This is a genomic window from Pseudoflavonifractor sp. HNCC25GI2, assembly GCF_058136395.1.
On sequence record NZ_JBYUOW010000007.1, the window covers coordinates 72468 to 91489 of the forward strand.

The following is a 19022-nucleotide window of genomic DNA, read 5'->3' on the forward strand; positions in this document are numbered from 1 at the left end:
CATAGTCACCGTGAACAGCCCGCGGAAACGCGCTGATTTTGTATCTGGAGGAACGCTGTATGTTTAAGAAGCTGATTGAAATTCTGAAAGCTCATCCCCGTAAGATTGTCTTTACCGAGGGCACCGACCCCCGCATTCTGGAGGCTTCCGCCCGTCTGCTGTCCGGAACCTTCCTGACCCCCATCCTGGTGGGCAACGAGGCTGAGATCCAGGCCGCCGCTGAGGACGCCGGCTTTAACATCCGCGGCGCTATCATCATCGACCCCGAGAACTATGAGGAAATGGATGCCATGGTGGCCCGCATGGTGGAGCTGCGCAAGGGCAAGATGACCGAGGAGGACTGCCGCGCCGCGCTGAAGAAGAGCAACTACTTCGGCACCATGCTGGTGGCCATGGGCAAGGCTGACGCTCTGCTGGGCGGCGCCACCTACTCCACCGCCGACACCGTCCGTCCCGCTCTGCAGCTGGTGAAGACCAAGCCCGGCAACTCCATCGTCTCCTCCTGCTTCATTCTGGTTCGTCCTTCCGCCACCGGCGACAACGACGTGCTGGCCATGGCCGACTGCGCCATCAACATCAAGCCCACCGAGGACGAGCTGGTGGAGATCGCCTCCGAGACCGTCTCCTGCGCCAAGATCTTCGGCGTGGACCCCAAGGTGGCCTTCCTGAGCTACTCCACCTTCGGCTCCGGCAAGGGCGAGGACGTGGACAAGATGCGCAACGCCGCCGAGAAGGCCAAGCTGGCTATGCCCAATGTGCCCATCGATGGCGAGCTGCAGTTTGACGCCGCCGTGTCTCCCCGTGTGGCCAAGACCAAGTGCCCCGGCTCCAAGGTGGCCGGCTACGCCAACACCTTTATTTTCCCCGACATCAACGCCGGCAACATCGGATACAAGATCGCCCAGCGTCTGGGCTCCTTCGAGGCCTACGGCCCCATCCTGCTGGGCCTGAACGCCCCCATCAACGACCTCTCCCGCGGCTGCAACGCCATGGAGGTCTATTCCATGGCCATCATCACCGCTGCCCTGGCCTGAGAGAAGTAAACATGAGAAAGGGAGTGTCCGTGGGACGCTCCCTTTTTTATAGCCATGGGATAGACCTCCAACCCCATCGAAAGATGGGGCGGCGCTGTGCGCCGTAAATTCGGAGCGGAGCGGAGAATTTCCGAAGGGCGAATTCATTTCGCCCGAGGGATTTAAAAAGCGGGACCCCACAGGGGCGCAAGCCGCTGTGGGAGCTATTCCATGGCCATCATCACCGCCGCCCTGGCCTGAGAGAACTGAACATGAGAAAGGGAGTGTCCGTGGGACGCTCCCTTTTTTATGGCCATGGGATAGGCCTCCAACCCCATCGAAAGATGGGGCGGCGCTGTGCGCCGTAAATTCGGAGCAAAGCGGAGAATTTCCGAAGGGCGAATTTATTTCGCCCGAGGGATTTAAAAAGCGGGACCCCACAGGGGCGCAAGCCGCTGTGGGAGCTTATTCCATGGCCATCATCACCGCCGCTCTGGCCTAAGCTACACGAATAGAAAAAGGGAGCGCCCATTGTGGGCGCTCCCTTTTTGTTCTGTGTGCAAAACCTACAAAGGAAACTGCACGGGGAAGACGGTTTTCTCACCCGAACCAGAAAGCCCCAGGGGGCAAACCTCTTGAAAAAGACGGGGGCGGCGATTACAATAAGTGGGAATATAAAGAGGAAAGGGAGCGAGTGAGGGATGGCGCATACAGACGGAACAAAGCGGACCCTCAACGACCTGCAGCCGGGCCAAAGCGGCACCATTCTGGCAGTAGGCAACCAGTCGGGGGCGGTAAAGCGCCGGCTGGTGGATATGGGGCTGACGCCGGGGACGGAGGTCAAGGTGACCAAGATTGCCCCGCTGGGCGATCCCCTGGAGGTAAGCCTGCGGGGCTACGAGCTGTCTCTGCGCCGCGCGGACGCCCTGCAGATTGAGATGGGGCCTGTCCAGCTGGCACGGAGCGGCAAGGGCCGGGGCGCGGTGACACACCCCGCCGACCCGGAGGTGCTGCGCCGGCAGATTCAGGACCACGAGCACGAGCTCAACGAGCACAGCAGCGGCTATGATGCCGCTGCCCACGACCGCCGGCCCATGCGCATTGCCCTGGCAGGCAACCCCAACTGCGGCAAGACCACCCTCTTCAACGCCCTCACCGGGTCCAACCAGTATGTGGGCAACTGGCCGGGGGTCACCGTGGAGAAGAAGGAGGGTACCGCTCATCTGGGGGACAAGAGCTTCACGGTGGTGGACCTGCCGGGCATCTACTCCCTGTCCCCCTACTCCATGGAGGAGATTGTCACCCGGGACTTCGTCATTGAGGAGGAGCCCGACTGCGTCATTGACATCGTGGACGCCACCAACCTGGAGCGAAACCTCTACCTGACGGTGCAGCTGCTGGAGCTGGAGCGGCCCATGGTGGTGGCCCTGAACTTCATGGACGAGGTGGCCAAGCGGGGAGACAAGATTGACGTGCAGCGGCTGGCCAAGGGGCTGGGAATTCCCGTGGTGCCCATTACAGCCAAAACGGGGGAGGGGCTGGAGGAGCTGCTCCACACCGCCCACCGCCAGATGCACCTGGGCTGCACCGTGGAGCCCGACAACCTCTATGACAGCTACACCCACGACATCCACCACCGCATGGGCGCCCTCATCCACGACTACGCCTACGCCGCCCACCTCCCCGCCCACTGGGCCTCCATCAAGCTGCTGGAGGGGGACGACATTGTGGCCAAGGCCCTGAAGCTGCCCCCCCAGGTGGAGGAGAAGCTGGAGGGCATTATTACCGAGTACGAGAGCTCCAGCGACCTGGGCGACCGGGAGACCCTCATCGCCGACAGCCGCTACCAGTACATTGAGCGGGTGGTCTCTGCCTCCGTCACCCGGGGCAAGGGGGCGGATGAGCCCACCCTCACGGAGAAAATTGACCGGGTGGTGACCCACCGCCTGCTGGCCATCCCCCTGTTCCTGTGCACCATGCTGGTGATGTTTGCCATCACCTTCGGCCCCTTCGGCGCCTGGCTGTCCGACCTGGTGGGCGCGGCCATCGAGACCTTCGGCGGCTGGCTGGGAGACGCCCTCACCGGGGCGGGGGCCTCGGCAGTGCTGGTGTCCCTGCTGCGGGACGGCATCATCGGCGGCGTGGGCGGCGTTCTCACCTTCCTGCCCCAGATTGCCCTGCTGTTCTTCTTCCTCAGCTTTCTGGAGGACTCGGGCTACATGTCCCGGGCCGCCTTCATTATGGACCGGCTGCTGCGGCGGTTCGGCCTCTCCGGCAAGGCCTTCATCCCCATGCTTATGGGCTTTGGCTGCTCGGTGCCCGCCATCATGGGCGCCCGCACCATGGAAAATGAGAAAGACCGGCGCATGACCATTCTGCTGGTCCCCTTCATGTCCTGCTCGGCCAAGCTGCCGGTGTACGGCCTTCTGGCCTCCGCCTTCTTTGGAGCCTGGGCGGGGCTGGTGGTCTTCGGCCTGTACGTCATCGGTATGGCGGTGGGCATTCTGTCCGGTCTCTTCTTCAAGCACACCCTCTTTGCCGGGGAGCCCGCTCCCTTCGTGCTGGAGCTGCCCCCCTACCGCCTGCCCTCCCTGGGGAACATCATGACCCACGTGTGGCAGAAGGTGAAGGGCTTCCTCATCAAGGCCGGCACCCTCATTCTGCTCATGTCCGTGCTGCTGTGGCTTCTGCAGACCTTCGACTTCTCCCTCCATATGGTGGAGGACGCCTCCCAGAGCATGCTGGGCGCCCTGGGCTCGGCCATTGCACCCATCTTTGCCCCCTGCGGCTTCGGCTACTGGCAGGCGGCGGTGGCGCTGCTCACCGGCCTTATCGCCAAGGAGATGGTGGTCTCCTCCCTGTCCATGTTCTACGGCTTCTCCATCACCGCCGCCGGCGGTGTGGTGGCCGCTGCTATGACCGGGTTTACCCCCCTGTCCGCCTTTGCCATGCTGGTGTTCATCCTGCTGTATGTGCCCTGCGTGGCCGCTGTGTCCACTCTGTTCAAGGAGATGGGCAGCCCCAAGTGGGCCTTCTTCTCCATCGCCTGGCAGCTGGGCTGCGCCTATGTGATGTCCCTGCTGGTCTACCAGGTGGGCAGCCTGCTGCTGTGAAAAAACTGACCGTGTGAGGTACGATGCTGTGATCAAACTGATTTCTCTGGACCTGGACGGCACCCTGCTGGGGCCGGACGGAGACCTGACCCCCGGCGCGGCCGGGGCCATCGCCCGGGCCCGGGAGGCTGGGCTGCGGGTGGTGCTGAACACCGGCCGCCCCATGACGGAGGCCGGGTACTTTGCCCGGAAGGCGGGCTGTGATAACTTGGTCTCCTGCCTGGGCGGCGCCCTGCTGGGGGACGCCCAAACGGGAGCGGAGCTGCGCCGCTGGGACATCCCCGAGCCCTGGGGCTCCCGCGCCCTGGAAATCTGCCTGGGCCGGGGGCTGGAGATTACCATTTTCTCCGGCAACCAGGTGGTGTTGGACCCCTTCTCCAAGGAGTCTCTGCTGCGCACTTACCCCTACCCGCAGTTCCATACAGAGGCCATTGTGACGGAGGATCCCCTGGCCTACATGAAGGAACGGAACATGCCCGTGACCAAGATCCACGGGGACTGGGGTCCCTGCCCCCGGGCGGAGCTGGAGGGGCTGGAGAAGGTGGAGCTCACCACCTCCACGCCCACCGACTTTGAGGTCATCCCCAGGGGGGTAAACAAGGGGAGCACCCTGGCCCTCATCGCCCTGATGTACGGTATCCCCCTGGAGCAGTGTGCCGCCGTGGGGGACAGCGAGAACGACCTGCCCATGCTGGAGGCGGCGGGTCTGCCCATCGCCATGGGCAACGCCCCGGAGCATGTGCGAGCGGCCGCCCAGCGGGTGGTGGACACCAACGCCCAGGGCGGCGTGGTCCAGGCCATCCTGAGCTGTCTGAAACACTGAATGAGAACAATAAACTGGAAATCCGGCCGGAACCAATGGTTCCGGCCGGATTTTTTGCGCAATTTTCCCTTGACTTTCCCCTTGGTGGAAGGTGTAGGGTGGGGAAACACAGGGAAAAGGGAGGTGCTTTTTAATGAAACTTTTAACATTTCTTAGGTGGAATATAAGCTTTTCTTCGTACAATGAAGGGCACACAGAAAAAGGATCATGCCGCCCCGGCGGGGCGGAGGACCGGGGGAAGCCCGGAACGCTGTCAGAATAAGGAGAACGAGGTATGGAAGCGACGCAGGTGGAAACCCAGGAGAGGCAGACCGAGACCAAGGAGAAGAAAAAGCTGTCTTGGAAGCTGCCCAAAAAGGGAAAGAAGTGGAAGCGGGTTGTGGCCCTGCTGGTGATTGTGGCTCTGGCTGTGTGGTGGTTTGTGCTGCGGCCCCTGGGGTCAATCAGCCAGACCCTGGAGGCCGGAATGTACCGGACGGAGGCCGCCCAGGTGCGGGACCTGACAGTATCGGTGGATGGCTCGGGCACCGTGACCCCCATTGAGTCCTACGACGTGCGGGCCCTGGTCACCGGGGAGATTCTGGAGGCACCCTTCGAGGTGGGGGACCGGATTGAGAAGGGGGATCTCCTCTACCGGCTGGACGCCGGGGAGGCGGAGACCTCTCTCCAGCAGGCCCAGCTTTCCCTGCGCCAGGCCCAGCTGAGCTATGAGGAGCTCTCCTCCGGCATGACCCCCTCCGCGGGCACCGCCGGGGTGGTCCAGTCGGTGCAGGTGCAGAAGGGCCAGCTGGTGTCCGCCGGCACCCCCATCGCCGAGATTGCCGACACCTCCACCATGACCCTCACCCTGCCCTTCCAGTCCGCCGACGCCCAGCGGCTGTCCGCCGGCCAGAGCGCCCAGGTAACCATCGCCGGGACCGGGGAGACCCTCAACGGCACCGTGGAGTCGGTGGCCTCCGCCGACCTGGTGGGGGCGGGGGGCGCCCTGGTGCGCCAGGTCACCCTGCGGGTCCACAATCCCGGCGCCCTCACGGAGGAGACCGCCGCCACCGCCGCGGTGGGGGATATCGCCTGCGCGGGCAGCGGCACCTTTACCGCCAATGCCAGGCAGACCGTGGTGGCTCAGACCAGCGGTGAGGTGACCCAGATCCACGTCACCGCCGGTACCAAGGTGTCCGCCGGTACCGCCTTGGTGACCCTGGGCGGGGAGAGCGCCCAGAACGCCCTGGAGACCGCCGCCATCGCAGTGGAAAACGCCCAGCTCTCCCTCCAGCGGGCCCAGGACGCCCTGGATAACTACACTGTCACCGCCCCCATCTCGGGCACGGTCATTGAGAAGAACTTCAAGCAGGGGGATAAGCTGGACGGCAACACCACCGGAGCTCTGGCGGTGCTCTACGACCTGAGCAAGCTGAAGCTGTCCATGAACGTCAGCGAGCTGAACATCGGCCAGGTGCAGGCGGGGCAGCAGGTGGAGATCACCGCCGAGGCCCTGCCCGGGGAGACCTTCCTGGGCACCGTGGACCAGATGAGCATCAACGGCACCACCACCAACGGCTTTACAACCTATCCCGTGACCATCCTGCTGGAGGAGTACGGGGCCCTGAATCCCGGCATGAACGTGTCGGCCAAAATCATTGTGGAGCGGGCCGAGGGCGCCCTCAGCGTCCCCGTGGAGGCAGTGAACAGCGACAGCACCGTGCTGGTGCCCGGCGAGGGAGCCCTGAACCCCGACGGCACCGTGGCCGACCTCTCCAAGGCGGAGCGCCGGGCGGTAACCCTGGGCTGGGGCGATCAGGCGTACATCGAGATTACCTCCGGACTGAAGGAGGGGGACGTGGTGCTGGTTCCCATCCAGGTCTCCGACGACTTGACCGGCGGAGCGTCCTCCGCCGTGGCGGTGACGGGAGGCTGAGAAACGGTGGAACATCTCATTGAGCTGCGGGACGTCTACAAGATCTACCCCATGGGGGATGAGACGGTCCGGGCCCTGGACGGGGTGAGCCTGGCCATTGACCAGGGGGAATTTGTGGCCATTGTGGGCTCCTCCGGGTCGGGCAAGTCCACCGCCATGAACATTATCGGCTGCCTGGATGTGCCCACCAGCGGCAGCTATCACCTGGGGGGCGTGGACGTGTCCACCATGGACGACGACCAGCAGGCGGAGATCCGCAACAAGATGCTGGGCTTTATCTTCCAGCAGTATAACCTCATTCCCAAGCTGGACGTGCTGGAGAATGTGGAGCTGCCCCTGCTGTACGCCGGGGTGCCCGCCGGGGAGCGCCGCCGACGGGCGGAGGAGGCTCTGGCGCGGGTGGGACTGGCGGAGAAGAAGCGGCACCTGCCCAGCCAGCTCTCCGGCGGCCAGCAGCAGCGGGTATCCATCGCCCGGGCCCTGGCGGGCAACCCCTCGGTCATCCTGGCCGACGAGCCCACCGGCGCCCTGGACTCCCGCACCGGCCGGGAGGTGCTGGGCTTTCTCAAAAAGCTCAACCGGGAGGGGGACACGGTGGTCCTCATCACCCACGACAACTCCATCGCCGTGAAGGCCGACCGGATTATCCGCCTCCAGGACGGGAAAATCATCTATGACGGGGATGCCCACGACCCCCGGGCGGTGGTCCAGCCCGGGGAGGAGCTCCCGGAGGCCGGAGAGGGGGCGGCGGTATGAACTTTACCCAATCCTTCCGGCTGGCCCTGAAATCGCTGACTACCAGCAAGATGCGATCCCTTCTGACCATGCTGGGCATTATCATCGGCGTGGCGGCGGTCATCATCATCCTGGCCCTGGGAAACGGAGTGCAGGGGATGATCAACGAGCAGGTGGATAAGCTGGGCATCAACCTCATCCAGACCTATGTCTGGGGCCGGGGAGACGGCACCACCATGAACCTGGACCCTCAGGCCATGTACGACCTGGTGGAGGAGCACCCCGACGTGCTCTCCGGCGTGTCCCCCTACGTCTCCCTCACCGCCACCCTGCGCCACGGGGACACCAAGTACGACAAGACCAAGCTCTACGGCGTCAGCGAGGTCATGTATAACAGCGCCAAGGGCACCACCCTGGACGGGGCCTCCCTGGCTCAGGGGCGCTTCCTCTCCTATCTGGATGTGGCCCGGCGGCAGAACGTGTGCGTCATCGGGGCCTATCTGGCCCAGGATGCCTTCCAGGGCGACGCCCTGGGGAAGACGCTGTCCATCAACGGCACCTCCTACACCGTCATCGGTGTGCTGGACCAGATGAGCGAGAGCATGGAGAAGGGAAGCGTGGATGACCAGATCTACCTCCCCTATGAGAACGCCATGGAGATTATGGGCTCCCGGATGGTGACCCTTTACGTCTTCACCAGCACCTCCGGGGACACCGCGGCCGCCGCCAAGACGGTCATTGACGGGATGCTCCAGGACTTTTTCCAGGACCCGGACGCCTACTACACCACCACCATGGCGGAGCAGGCCAACCTCATTAACGCCATGATGGGCGTGGCCATGGCCGTGCTGGTGGCCATCGCCGCCATCTCTCTGCTGGTGGGCGGCATCGGCATTATGAATATCATGCTGGTCTCGGTCACCGAGCGCACCCGGGAGATCGGCATCCGCAAGTCCCTGGGGGCCAAGCGGCGGGACATCCGCAGCCAGTTTGTCATTGAGGCGGGGACCACCTCCGCCATCGGCGGACTGCTGGGCATCGGCCTTGGGTGTCTGCTGGCCACGGGGGTGGGATCCCTCATCGGTGCGTCCCTGTCCGCGCAGATGGGCGGGGCCTCCTTCCACGCCACCCCCACCCTGGGGGCGGTGGCCATCAGCTTCGGCGTGTCCGTGGGCATCGGCATCCTCTTCGGCTACCTGCCCGCCAACAAGGCTGCAAAGCTCAACCCCATTGACGCGCTGCGCTACGACTGACCGCCCGCAGGTGCCTGCCCGAGGGGGCAGCGTGCGGGCTTCCCGCGGCGGGACAGAGCCCGCCCTACAACAAGGGGACACAGTCCCCGCAGGAGGAATATTGTTATGAGACATCGACTTTCTGCCGCCCTGCTGGCGCTGTGCCTGACCGCCAGCCTGGTGCTGCCTGCCGCCGCGGCCGGGACGGTTCCCTCCCAGGCGGAGGCCGCCCAGGTGATCCAGGCCCTGGGCATTATGGCCGGGGATGACCGGGGCAATCTGAACCTGGAGAGCCCGGTGACCCGGGCGGAATTTATCACCATGGCGGTAAAGGCCCTGCCGGGGGGCGGGGAAATCGGCCAGGCGGCCACCTCTCCCTACCCCGACGTGCCCCGGAGCCACTGGGCCTCCGGCTATGTGGAGGCCGGCGTGAAGGCGGGGCTGGTCTCCGGCTTCAGCGACGGCACCTTCCGCCCCAACCACCGCATCACCCTGGCGGAGGGGGCCACCATTGTCCTGCAGCTGCTGGGCTACGGCCCTTCCGACCTCACCGGAGCCTACCCCACGGGACAGCTGGCCATGTACCATAGCCTTGGGCTGGACAAGGGCGTGACTGCCGCCCAGGCCGGGACGGAGCTGAAGCGGCTGGACGCCATGTACCTCTTCTATAACCTGATGACCGCCAAGAACAAGGAGGGCCAGGTGTACCTCACCACCCTGGGCTACTCCCTGAATGAGGCGGGGGAGATCGACCTGGTGGCCCTGGTGGGGGCCTCCATGGAGGGACCGGTGGTGGCCCAGGGCGACTGGCAGTCCAGCCTGCCCATCGCCCTGTCCTCCGCCAAGGTGTACCGGGATGGAGCGGCGGTGAGCGCCAGCGCCATCCAGGAGTACGACGTGCTCTACTATAACCGCTCCATGGCCACCCTGTGGGCCTATTCCGACAAGGTGACGGGCACCATCCAGGCCCTGGAGCCCTCCGGTGCCAGCCCCACCTCGGTGACGGTGGCCGGGCGGACCTGCACCATTGAGACGGCCTCCGCCGCCTACGCTCTCTCCAACCTGGGCCAGTACCGCCTGGGCGACACCGTCACCCTGCTGCTGGGCCGCACCGGCGGCGTGGCCGCCGTGGTGGGGGGCGTGACGGCTCAGAACAGCGAAAAGGTGGGCGTGGTGACCGCGGTGGAAAACGCCTCCTACTCCGACGGCAAGGGAGGCACCTACACCGCCCAGACCGTCACCCTGCTGGCCACCGACGGCCAGAGCTACCGCTATCCCTACAACGCCACGGGCATGAAGACCGGGGACCTGGTGCGGGTCACCGTCTCCGATGAGGCGGGAGGCGTCACCCTGCGCCGGCTGACCTCTGTCTCCCTCTCCGGGAAGGTGAATGCCGACGGTAGCAAGGTGGGAAGCTATACCCTGGCGGACTACGCGGAGATTCTGGACGTGAGCGGCGGCTACGGCCTGCGGGTGTACCCCCAGCGTCTGGCGGGCGTGAGCCTGTCCGGGTCCATGGTGAAGTACTATTCCCTCAACAGCTCCGGCGAGATTGAGCGGCTCATTCTCAGCGACGTTACCGGCGATATGCACCACTACGGCATCCTGGAGGAAATTCGGGAGACGCCCGCGGGTGAATTTACCACCTACTACTCCTATGTGCTCAACGTGGCGGGCAGCCAGGTGGTAATGCCCGACAGCACCACCCGCTACCCGGTGCAGGAGGGCCCCGTGTGCATCAAGGGCAGTGCCTCCGCCCCGGAGAAGCTGGCCTCCCTCACCTCCGCCGGGACGGGCACCATTGTCAGCGGCAAATTCGAGGCGAAGAATACCCGCTATGCCATCTCCGAGCAGGTGGCGGTCTACGAGTACCGCAACGGCAGCTACTACCCCTCCACCCTGGCCCGGGTGCAGGACGGCAGCTTTACCCTCACCGGCTGGTACGACAAGGCGGAGAGCGCCGGCGGCCGGCTGCGGGTGATTGTGGCCCGGTAAACTCCATAAAAAGCAAAAAGGGAGCGCCCGCTGCTGAAGCGGGCGCTCCCTTTTTGTATATGTAAGATGGAGACCGTCAGGCGGTGAGCACAAAGCCCTCCTCCGTCTCCTGGAACTCCAGCCCCAGAGCGGAGCACAGATCCGCGACGGACAGGTAAAGGGTGCCGCCCATGGACAGCACGGGGTCGGTAAAGCGGAGGGTCACCCCATCCACCCGGCAGCGCTGCCCGGCGGAACATTCAATCTGGCGCTCCCCGTTGGTGAGGACGGCGGCGCCGGCCTCCTCCGTTCCGGTCCAGCCCAGAGCCAGGGCGGTCTCCGTCACCGGAAGATACCAGTCCTCCTCCAGCCGAAGGGGAGAGCTGCTCAGCGTGAGGGCCTGTCCCTCCCAGAGGATAGCGGGGGCCTCCCCCCAGCCGGAGGGCTGCTGGGCCAGATACTCCTCCAGGGTCAGCCCCTGCTCCATGCACACAGAGGCGATCTCCGTGCCCACATAGCGGTAGTGCCAGGGCTCGAAGCGGTAGCCGGTAATGTCGTCCTTCCCCTCCGGATAGCGGAGGATGAAGCCGTATTGGGCGCAGTGCTCCTGGAGCCAGGCGTAGTCGGCCGTGTCCTCAAAGTGGGCCTGGGTGCTGGCGGTGTTGATGTCCAGCGCCAGACCGGTCTGGTGCTCCGAGTAGCCCGCCCGGGCGGAAAAGGTGTCCGTCAGGCGCTGGCCGTACTGACTGATGTAGCGGTTGTAGAGGCCCTTCTGGGTGGAATAGGAGCGGTAGGCGGACACGCTGCGCAGGGATATGCCGTCCTCTTCGGCGGCCTGAGCCATTTTGGCGAAGGCCTGGGCGGCCTCGGGGGTGAGGGAGCCGGAGCCCAGGCCCGTCAGGGGCACCAGCTCAGGCGTGTAGTTCTGGGGCAGGGCGTAGTATTTGTTCACCAGAATCGGGGCATCCTGGCTGTCTTCGGAGGGGGACAGCACCTCAGTGTCCTGGTAAAAAGGGCGGTCCAGCCCCATGTTCACCTGGAGGACCACCTCCTGGGCGCTGAGCTCAGCATGCTCCTGGAGGTAGGCGGAGTACCGGTCCAGCAGCTCCTTCCGGCTGTTGGGCTGGGCCAGCACCTGGGCCCAGGCGGGGGAGAGGACGCTCTCCTTGACCACCTGGGACAGGTCGCCGCCGAAGCGGTTCCACAGGCGGACTATGGCCTGGCTGTCCAGGCCCAGCTGCTCCAGCGATTGGGTCTGCGACTCATAGCGCAGGGCCAGATCCCGCAGGGACTGCCAGCGGGAGGGGGCAGCCACGGCGGGCACCGCCTCGGCAATTTGAGCGGGGGAGATGGCCGCGGCGGAGAGGGGAATCAGAAGAATGGAGCCGGCGGCCAGCACAACGGCCAGCCGGCGGACCGGGGAGGAAGGGGACATGTCGGGAAACCTCCTGAGGGTGGGATATGTCAGAACGTGAATGGGACCGGCCGTCAGCCGGGAAACAGAGAGAGAAAGTAGGCCAGCAGGGGCGCGCCGTCCACCCGGTCCGGGCGCCGGTACAGGGCCAGGCGTTCGGGGTGGAACTGGACCCCCAGAATGGGGCGGTCCCGGTGCTCCAGAGCCTCGGCGAAGCCGCCCTCCGCCCAGGCAATGGCCCGCAGGCCATCCCCCAGCCGCCCCACCGCCTGGTGGTGCCAGCTGTTCACCGGGAACACCGGACCGTAGAGGGAAGCGAGAACGCTGTCCTCCGCCGCCCGGATGGGGTGGACCTGGTCCTCCTTCCCACGGGGGATGTGGAAGGGGCGCACCTCCGGGGGCAAATCCTGGATGATGTCGCCCCCCAGAGCCACATTGATGACCTGCATCCCACGGCAGATGCCCAGAATGGGCTTGCCCGCCCGGAAGAAGGCGTCAAAGAGGCGAAGCTCCGCCCGGTCCCGCACCCGGTCCGGGGGATTGGAACCCCGGTCCTCCTGGCCGAAGAGGGTGCTCTCCAAATCGCCTCCGCCGCACAGCACCAGCCCGTCGCAGCTGAGGTCGGGCTCCGGTGCGTAGCCGGCGAAGGAACAGGCCCCCAGCTGACTGAGGGCCTGACAGTAGTTATCCATGCTTCCGGCCTCGCCGGAGAGTTGAAGACGAAGGGGTCGGTTCATAGATAGGGGGCTCCTTTTCCCCGTGCGGGGCTCATACCTCCTGCATGGCCGCGTCCTGGGCCGTGCGGGCATGAACCAGAGCGACAATCAGATCCACCGCGCCCTCGATGCCGGTGGTGCTGGAGTTGAGGGTCAGGTCATACCGGCGCATGTCGCCCCAGGTGTGACCGGTGTAGTAGTTATAGTAGTTGGAGCGGCCACGGTCCATGAGGGTGACCCGGCGCTCCATGTCGTCGGCGGGAATGTGGTACTCCTCCACGCACCGCTCCACCCGGGAGGGCAGGTCGGCGTAGACAAAGACCTTCAGACACTCGGGCCGGTTGCCCAGCACATAGTCGCTGCACCGTCCCACAATGACGCAGGGACCCTCGTCGGCCAGCTCACGGATGACCTCCGCCTGGGCGAAAAAGGCCTGGTGGCTGACGGGCACGCCCTGGTGGGCAAAGGCGGGGGTGCCGATGCCGATGGGGGCAATGGACAGGTGGAAGCGGCTGCGGGCCCGTTCCTCCGCCCGGGCGATGAAGTCCGGGGACAGGCCGCTCTTTTCGGAGGTCTTCTGGATGATAGTACGGTCATAGCAGGGGATCCCCAGACGGGCCGCCAGGCGCTTGCCAATCAGACGGCCGCCGCTGCCGAACTCACGGCTGATGGAAATCACATAGTTGCTCATGGTATCCCTCCCGCGCTCAGTGGGATTCTCCCGCGCCTGCTCCGGCGGAGCACCGCTGCGGGTGGATCCTTTTCTATATTATAGCGGAAATCAAGGAAAATGACAACGAAAATCTGCGCTCCGCCGCGCCCGGCGGGAAAAAAGAGAAAAGAGCCGGGGAGGACGGGAAAGAATAGACAAAAACAACGGGGCATATTTTGCACTTTTCACAAAAATGCGAAAGTTTAAGAAAAGACTCTTGCACTTTTTTGCAAAATCAGTATGATGACAAACGTATTGGAAACGTTACCGGAAGGGGAGGGACGCCATGACCATCAAGGACATTGCCCGGCTGGCGGGATGCGGTGTGGCCACGGTCTCCCGGGTGCTCAACGGGCACCGGGATGTGAGCGAGGAGACCCGCCGCCGTGTGCTGGCGGTGGTGGAGGAGCAGGGCTTCCAGCCCAACGCCAACGCCAAAAACCTGAAGCAGCAGGCGGGCAAGAGCGTGGCGGTGCTGGTGAAGGGCAGCCAGAACCTGCTGTTTGCCGATTTGGTGGAGCGGGTGCAGACCCGGCTGGGAGAGCGGGGCCAGGAGACCGCCCTCTACTACCTGAACGAGGACCGGGACGAGGTGGCCTATGCCCGGCAGCTGTGCCGGGAGCGCAAGCCCCTGGGCCTGCTGTTTCTGGGGGGCGATCTGGAGTGCTTCCGCCGGAGCTTCGGGGACATCCGGACCCCTGCGGTGCTGCTCACCAACGGGGCGGGGGAGCTGGGCTTTCCCAATCTCTCCTCCCTGACCACCGACGACCGGGCGGCCGCCCACCAGGTCATCGCCTATCTGGCCGGGCGGGGCCACTGCCGCATCGGGGTGCTGGGGGGCAACGACTCCGACTCCCAGATCAGCCACCTGCGTCTGCTGGGCTGCCAGGACGCCTTTGCCCGCCTGGGCTTGCCCTTTGACTTCCAGACACAGTACCAGCCCTGCCGTTACTCCTTGGCCGAGGCCTACGAGGCGGCCGGACAGCTGCTGGACCGGGAGCCCGGGCTCACCGCCATCTTTGCCCTGGGCGACGTCATTGCTCTGGGCTGTATCCGGGCCCTGATGGACCGGGGACGGCGGGTGCCGGAGGACATCTCGGTGGTGGGCTACGACGGAGTGGCCCTGTCCCGGTACAGCGTTCCCCGGCTGACCACCGTGCGGCAGGATACCTCCGCTCTGGCGGAGCAGGGGGTGGAGCTGCTGCTGGGACATATCCAGGGCGAGCTGACCCAGCCCGTCCACCGGACGGTCCCCTTCCTCCTGGTGGAGGGGGAGAGCGTGGCCCGGCTGGACGGGAAACCATGAGAGGAAGTGCGGTTTTATGAGACGAGCGGGAATTTTAATGGCCATCTCCTCCCTGCCCTCCCCCTACGGGATTGGCACGTTGGGAGCCGAGGCACGGGCCTTTGCGGACTTTTTGCAGGCGGGGGGACAGAGCTGCTGGCAGATTCTGCCCATCGGCCCCACCAGCTACGGGGACTCCCCCTACCAGTCCTTCTCCTCCTATGCGGGCAACCCCTACTTCATTGACCTGGATGAGCTGGCGGCGGAGGGCCTGCTGGAGCCGGAGGAGTACCAGAATCTGAACTGGGGGGACGACCCGGAGCGGGTGGACTACCCCCGGCTTTATCAGATGCGGTTTCCCGTGTTGCGGCTGGCCTGCGGGCGGCTGTGGAAACAAAAAGAGGCAGAGGTGGAGATATTCTGCCGGGAAAACCAGGACTGGCTGGAGGACTACGCCCTCTTCATGGCCCTGAAAGACAAGCATAAGGGCAAGAGCTGGCAGGAGTGGCCCCGGGGGGAGCGCCTTCGCCAGAAGGCGGCCCTGGAAAAGGTCCGCCGCACCCTGGAGGAGGAGGTCCGCTTCTGGAAGGGAGTGCAGTACCTCTTTTTCCGCCAGTGGCGGGCCCTGAAGGAGTACGCCAATGACCGGGGGATCTCCATTCTGGGGGACCTGCCCATCTACGTCTCCGGGGACAGCGCCGACGTGTGGGCCAACCCCGAGCAGTTCCAGCTGGACGAGGAGGGGCGGCCCACCGAGGTGGCCGGCTGTCCCCCCGACGGCTTCTCCGAGGACGGCCAGTTGTGGGGCAATCCCCTCTTCAACTGGGAGCGGATGAAGGAGGAGGGCTATTCATGGTGGCTTCGCCGCATCGCCTTCCAGTTCACCATCTACGACAGCCTGCGCATTGACCACTTCCGGGGCTTTGACTCCTACTACGCCATCCCCTACGGGGACGAGACCGCCCGCAACGGCCGCTGGCGTCCGGGTCCGGGCATCGACTTCTTCCGAACAGTGAAGGAGAAGCTGGGGAAGAAGGACATCATTGCCGAGGACCTGGGATTCCTCACCCCTTCGGTGCACAGGATGCTGCGCCAGTCGGGCTACCCCGGCATGAAGGTGCTGGAGTTTGCCTTCGACAGCCGGGACACGGGCAGCGACTACCTGCCCCACTGCTACACCCCCCACTGCGTGGTCTACACCGGTACCCACGACAACGACACCATCCAGGGCTGGATGGCCTCCGCCCCCCGGAAGGACGTGGCCTTTGCCAAGGAGTACTTACGCCTCAGCCGCCGGGAGGGCTACCACTGGGGCATGATGCGCGCGGCCTGGGCTTCCGCCGCCGACCTGGCGGTGATGCAGATGCAGGACCTGCTGGGCCTGGGCAGCGAGGCCCGGATGAACATCCCCTCCACCCTGGGGGGCAACTGGATGTGGCGGGCGCTGCCCGGCTGCTGTTCCCCCTCTCTGGCCCGGCGGCTCCGCCGGGAAATGAAGGTCTACCAGCGGCTGCCCCGGCCGAAAAAAGGAAAGTAAACCGGCCTGTCCGGCGCCGCCGTCGCCCCCAATAGGCATGGTTATTTTTCACAAAAATGCCCTCTTTCTTCCCCGGAGTGGGAAGTTTTGGGTTAAACTTTGGTAAAATTGTGCAGAATTTCACCAAAAAATATTTGACGCGAGGGCGCGGGACTGCTATACTGACGCCAGAATCCGAATTGGAAACGTTTCCGATATCCTTGCGGAGAGGAGTTTTTTCCATGCAACTGAAAGAGCGACTGTTTCAACTGACCCAGGAGCGGTATGGCCATGCCCCCGACCAGTGCGGGGAGCAGGAGCTGTACGAGGCCCTGCTGCTGCTCACCCGGGACATGGCCCTGGCGCGTCCGGCGCCGGAGGGCGGGCGGAAGCTCTATTATTTCTCGGCGGAGTTTCTCACGGGCAAGCTGCTGAGCAACAACCTGCTGGCCCTGGGCATTTACGACCAGGTGAAGACCATGCTGGCCGACCTGGGCCGGGATCTCAGCGCCATTGAGTCCATGGAGCCCGAGCCCTCCCTGGGCAACGGCGGGCTGGGCCGTCTGGCTGCCTGCTTCCTGGACTCCATCGCCGCCCTGGGACTGCCCGGAGACGGGGTGGGGCTCAACTACCACTACGGCCTGTTCCGCCAGAAGTTCAAGGACCACAAGCAGACCGAGCTGCCTGACCCCTGGCTGGAAAAGGAGAGCTGGCTTATCCCCACCGGCTGGACCTTCACCGTGCCCTTCGGAAAGGGGGACGTGAAGGCGGTGTGCTACGACCTGCCGGTGCCCGGCGCGGGCAACGGCTGCGCCAACCGGCTGCACCTCTTTGACGTGGAGGAGCCCGCCGCCCAGCCCTGGGTGGGCATCGACTTCGACAAGGGGGACATCGCCCACAACCTCACCTCCTTCCTCTACCCCGACGACAGCGATGAGGTGGGACGGCTCCTGCGGGTGTACCAGCAGTACTTCATGGTGTCCGCCGGCGCCCAGCTCATTCTCAAGGAGCTGGAGGAGCGGGGCTACGCCCTGGATACCCTCTCCGACCACGTGGTCATCCAGATCAACGACACCCATCCCTCCATGGTCATCCCCGAGCTTATCCGTCTGCTCACCGACCGGGGCATGTCCGTGAACCAGGCCATCAGCCAGGTGAGCCACACCTGCGCCTACACCAACCACACCATCCTGGCCGAGGCCCTGGAGAAGTGGCCCCTGTCCTACCTGGAGACGGTGGCACCCCAGCTGGTGCCCATCATCCGGGAGCTGGACCGGCGGGTGAAGGAGGCCTATCCCGACCCCAAGGTGGCCATCATCGATGAGCAGAACCGGGTGCACATGGCCCATATGGACATCCACTACGGCTTCTCCGTCAACGGCGTGGCCGCCCTGCACACCGAGATTCTCAAGAACTCGGAGCTCAAGCCCTTCTACGACCTCTACCCCCGGAAGTTCAACAACAAGACAAACGGCGTCACCTTCCGCCGCTGGCTGGAGGGGTGCAATCCCGAGCTCACCGCCCTCATCGACAAGTGCATCGGCAAGGACTGGCGGCAGGACACCCGGAAGCTGGAGGGCCTTATGGCCTTCACGGAGGACGAGAAGGTGCTGGAGGAGCTGCTGGCCATCAAGCAGGAGAAGAAGGACCAGCTGTGCCGGGCCATCTGGCACCGCCAGGGCATTGAGCTGGACCCCAAGTCGGTGTTCGACATCCAGATCAAGCGCCTTCACGAGTATAAGCGCCAGCAGATGAACGCCCTCTATATCATCCACAAGTATCTGGAAATCAAGGCGGGCCATCTGCCCGAGCGTCCGGTGACGGTGATCTTTGGCGCCAAGGCGGCCCCCGCCTATGTGATGGCCAAGCACATCATCCATCTCATCCTGTGCCTGCAGCAGCTCATTGAGCGGGATCCCCAGGTTCGGCCCTGGCTGCGGGTGGCCATGGTGGAGAACTACAACGTCACCTGGGCCGAGACCCTCATTCCCGCCTGCGACATCTCCGAGCAGATCTCCCTGGCCTCCAAGGAGGCCAGCGGCACCGGCAACATGAAGCTCATGGCCAACGGGGCCGTCACCCTGGGCACCATGGACGGGGCCAACGTGGAGATTGCCCAGCTGGTGGGGGAGGAGAACATCTACACCTTCGGCGCCTCCAGCGACCAGGTGATGGACCTGTACGCCCAGGGCAGCTACCGCTCCCTGGACTGCTACCACCGCCCCGAGGTGGAGCGGCTGGTGGACTTCCTGGTGTCCCCGGAGCTGCTGGCGGTGGGCGATCCCGCCTGCCTGGCGGCGCTGTGGAAGGACATGAAGAACAAGGACTGGTTCATGGCCCTCCTGGACGTGGAGGACTACATCGCCGCCAAGGAGCGGTGCATCCACGACTACGGCGACCGCACCGCCTGGGCAAAGAAGATGCTGGTGAACATCGCCAAGTCGGGGTATTTCTCCTCCGACCGCACCATCGCCCAGTATAACCAGGACATCTGGCACCTGAAATAAGGATAAGAAAACGCCCGGCCCTCTGAAAAGAGGGCCGGGCGTTTTTCTATGGGTACCGCCTGAGGCG

13 protein-coding genes are annotated in these 19022 nt (G+C 64.7%); 10 read left to right on the forward strand and 3 right to left on the reverse strand.

Features of this window, described 5'->3' with window-relative positions; translation table 11 throughout:
* Positions 1-59 precede the first annotated feature (59 nt).
* The 7 genes from pta (at position 60) to AC3YUO_RS10010 (ending at position 10826) form a co-directional block, all read left to right on the forward strand.
* On the forward strand, positions 60-1034 hold the full coding sequence (pta, locus tag AC3YUO_RS09980; RefSeq protein ID WP_489962888.1) for a phosphate acetyltransferase: 975 nt from the start codon (positions 60-62) through the stop codon (positions 1032-1034).
* Positions 1035-1714: 680 nt separating this feature from the next.
* Positions 1715-4126: a ferrous iron transport protein B gene (gene feoB, locus AC3YUO_RS09985; RefSeq protein ID WP_489962889.1), complete on the forward strand. Its 2412-nt coding sequence runs from the start codon at positions 1715-1717 to the stop codon at positions 4124-4126.
* A 28-nt stretch (positions 4127-4154) separates the two neighbouring features.
* Complete coding sequence (locus AC3YUO_RS09990; RefSeq protein ID WP_489962890.1) at positions 4155-4949, forward strand: Cof-type HAD-IIB family hydrolase; 795 nt, start codon at positions 4155-4157, stop codon at positions 4947-4949.
* 274 nt (positions 4950-5223) lie between these two features.
* Positions 5224-6864: an efflux RND transporter periplasmic adaptor subunit gene (locus AC3YUO_RS09995; protein ID WP_489962891.1), complete on the forward strand. Its 1641-nt coding sequence runs from the start codon at positions 5224-5226 to the stop codon at positions 6862-6864.
* A 6-nt stretch (positions 6865-6870) separates the two neighbouring features.
* On the forward strand, positions 6871-7620 hold the full coding sequence (locus AC3YUO_RS10000) for an ABC transporter ATP-binding protein (protein WP_489962892.1): 750 nt from the start codon (positions 6871-6873) through the stop codon (positions 7618-7620).
* Positions 7617-8852, forward strand: a complete 1236-nt coding sequence (locus tag AC3YUO_RS10005; protein ID WP_489962893.1) for an ABC transporter permease — start codon at positions 7617-7619, stop codon at positions 8850-8852. The genes AC3YUO_RS10000 and AC3YUO_RS10005 overlap by 4 nt, the downstream gene beginning before the upstream one ends.
* 105 nt (positions 8853-8957) lie before the next feature.
* Positions 8958-10826 carry an S-layer homology domain-containing protein gene (locus tag AC3YUO_RS10010; protein WP_489962894.1) on the forward strand — a complete coding sequence of 623 codons (1869 nt, stop codon included), beginning with the start codon at positions 8958-8960 and terminating at the stop codon, positions 10824-10826.
* Between the two features lie 76 nt (positions 10827-10902).
* Here the strand turns inward: AC3YUO_RS10010 and AC3YUO_RS10015 are convergent, their stop codons facing one another.
* The 3 genes from AC3YUO_RS10015 to AC3YUO_RS10025 are packed head-to-tail and all read right to left on the reverse strand — an operon-like array spanning position 10903 to position 13626.
* Complete coding sequence (locus AC3YUO_RS10015) at positions 10903-12240, reverse strand: D-alanyl-D-alanine carboxypeptidase family protein (RefSeq protein WP_489962895.1); 1338 nt, start codon at positions 12238-12240, stop codon at positions 10903-10905.
* 53 nt (positions 12241-12293) lie between these two features.
* Positions 12294-12956 (reverse strand): gamma-glutamyl-gamma-aminobutyrate hydrolase family protein, encoded by a 663-nt coding sequence (locus AC3YUO_RS10020; RefSeq protein ID WP_489962896.1) that lies wholly within the window; start codon positions 12954-12956, stop codon positions 12294-12296.
* A gap of 31 nt (positions 12957-12987) precedes the next feature.
* Positions 12988-13626, reverse strand: a complete 639-nt coding sequence (locus AC3YUO_RS10025) for a cytidylate kinase-like family protein (protein ID WP_489962897.1) — start codon at positions 13624-13626, stop codon at positions 12988-12990.
* Between the two features lie 307 nt (positions 13627-13933).
* Between AC3YUO_RS10025 and AC3YUO_RS10030 the strand changes: the two genes are divergently transcribed.
* The 3 genes from AC3YUO_RS10030 (at position 13934) to AC3YUO_RS10040 (ending at position 18955) form a co-directional block, all read left to right on the forward strand.
* Positions 13934-14953, forward strand: a complete 1020-nt coding sequence (locus AC3YUO_RS10030; protein ID WP_489962898.1) for a LacI family DNA-binding transcriptional regulator — start codon at positions 13934-13936, stop codon at positions 14951-14953.
* A 16-nt stretch (positions 14954-14969) separates the two neighbouring features.
* Positions 14970-16469, forward strand: a complete 1500-nt coding sequence (malQ, locus tag AC3YUO_RS10035; protein WP_489962899.1) for a 4-alpha-glucanotransferase — start codon at positions 14970-14972, stop codon at positions 16467-16469.
* A gap of 221 nt (positions 16470-16690) precedes the next feature.
* Positions 16691-18955, forward strand: a complete 2265-nt coding sequence (locus AC3YUO_RS10040) for a glycogen/starch/alpha-glucan phosphorylase (protein WP_489962900.1) — start codon at positions 16691-16693, stop codon at positions 18953-18955.
* The last annotated feature ends 67 nt before the right edge of the window (positions 18956-19022 follow it).

Coding starts and splice junctions, on each gene's coding strand:
- AC3YUO_RS10030 (WP_489962898.1), top strand. CDS start 13,934: ATGACCATCAAGGACATTGCCCGGCTGGCGGGATGCGGTGTGGCCACG.
- AC3YUO_RS10020 (WP_489962896.1), bottom strand. CDS start 12,956: ATGAACCGACCCCTTCGTCTTCAACTCTCCGGCGAGGCCGGAAGCATG.
- AC3YUO_RS10015 (WP_489962895.1), bottom strand. CDS start 12,240: ATGTCCCCTTCCTCCCCGGTCCGCCGGCTGGCCGTTGTGCTGGCCGCC.
- AC3YUO_RS10010 (WP_489962894.1), top strand. CDS start 8,958: ATGAGACATCGACTTTCTGCCGCCCTGCTGGCGCTGTGCCTGACCGCC.
- AC3YUO_RS09995 (WP_489962891.1), top strand. CDS start 5,224: ATGGAAGCGACGCAGGTGGAAACCCAGGAGAGGCAGACCGAGACCAAG.
- AC3YUO_RS10005 (WP_489962893.1), top strand. CDS start 7,617: ATGAACTTTACCCAATCCTTCCGGCTGGCCCTGAAATCGCTGACTACC.
- malQ (WP_489962899.1), top strand. CDS start 14,970: ATGAGACGAGCGGGAATTTTAATGGCCATCTCCTCCCTGCCCTCCCCC.
- AC3YUO_RS10040 (WP_489962900.1), top strand. CDS start 16,691: ATGCAACTGAAAGAGCGACTGTTTCAACTGACCCAGGAGCGGTATGGC.
- AC3YUO_RS10025 (WP_489962897.1), bottom strand. CDS start 13,626: ATGAGCAACTATGTGATTTCCATCAGCCGTGAGTTCGGCAGCGGCGGC.
- feoB (WP_489962889.1), top strand. CDS start 1,715: ATGGCGCATACAGACGGAACAAAGCGGACCCTCAACGACCTGCAGCCG.
- pta (WP_489962888.1), top strand. CDS start 60: ATGTTTAAGAAGCTGATTGAAATTCTGAAAGCTCATCCCCGTAAGATT.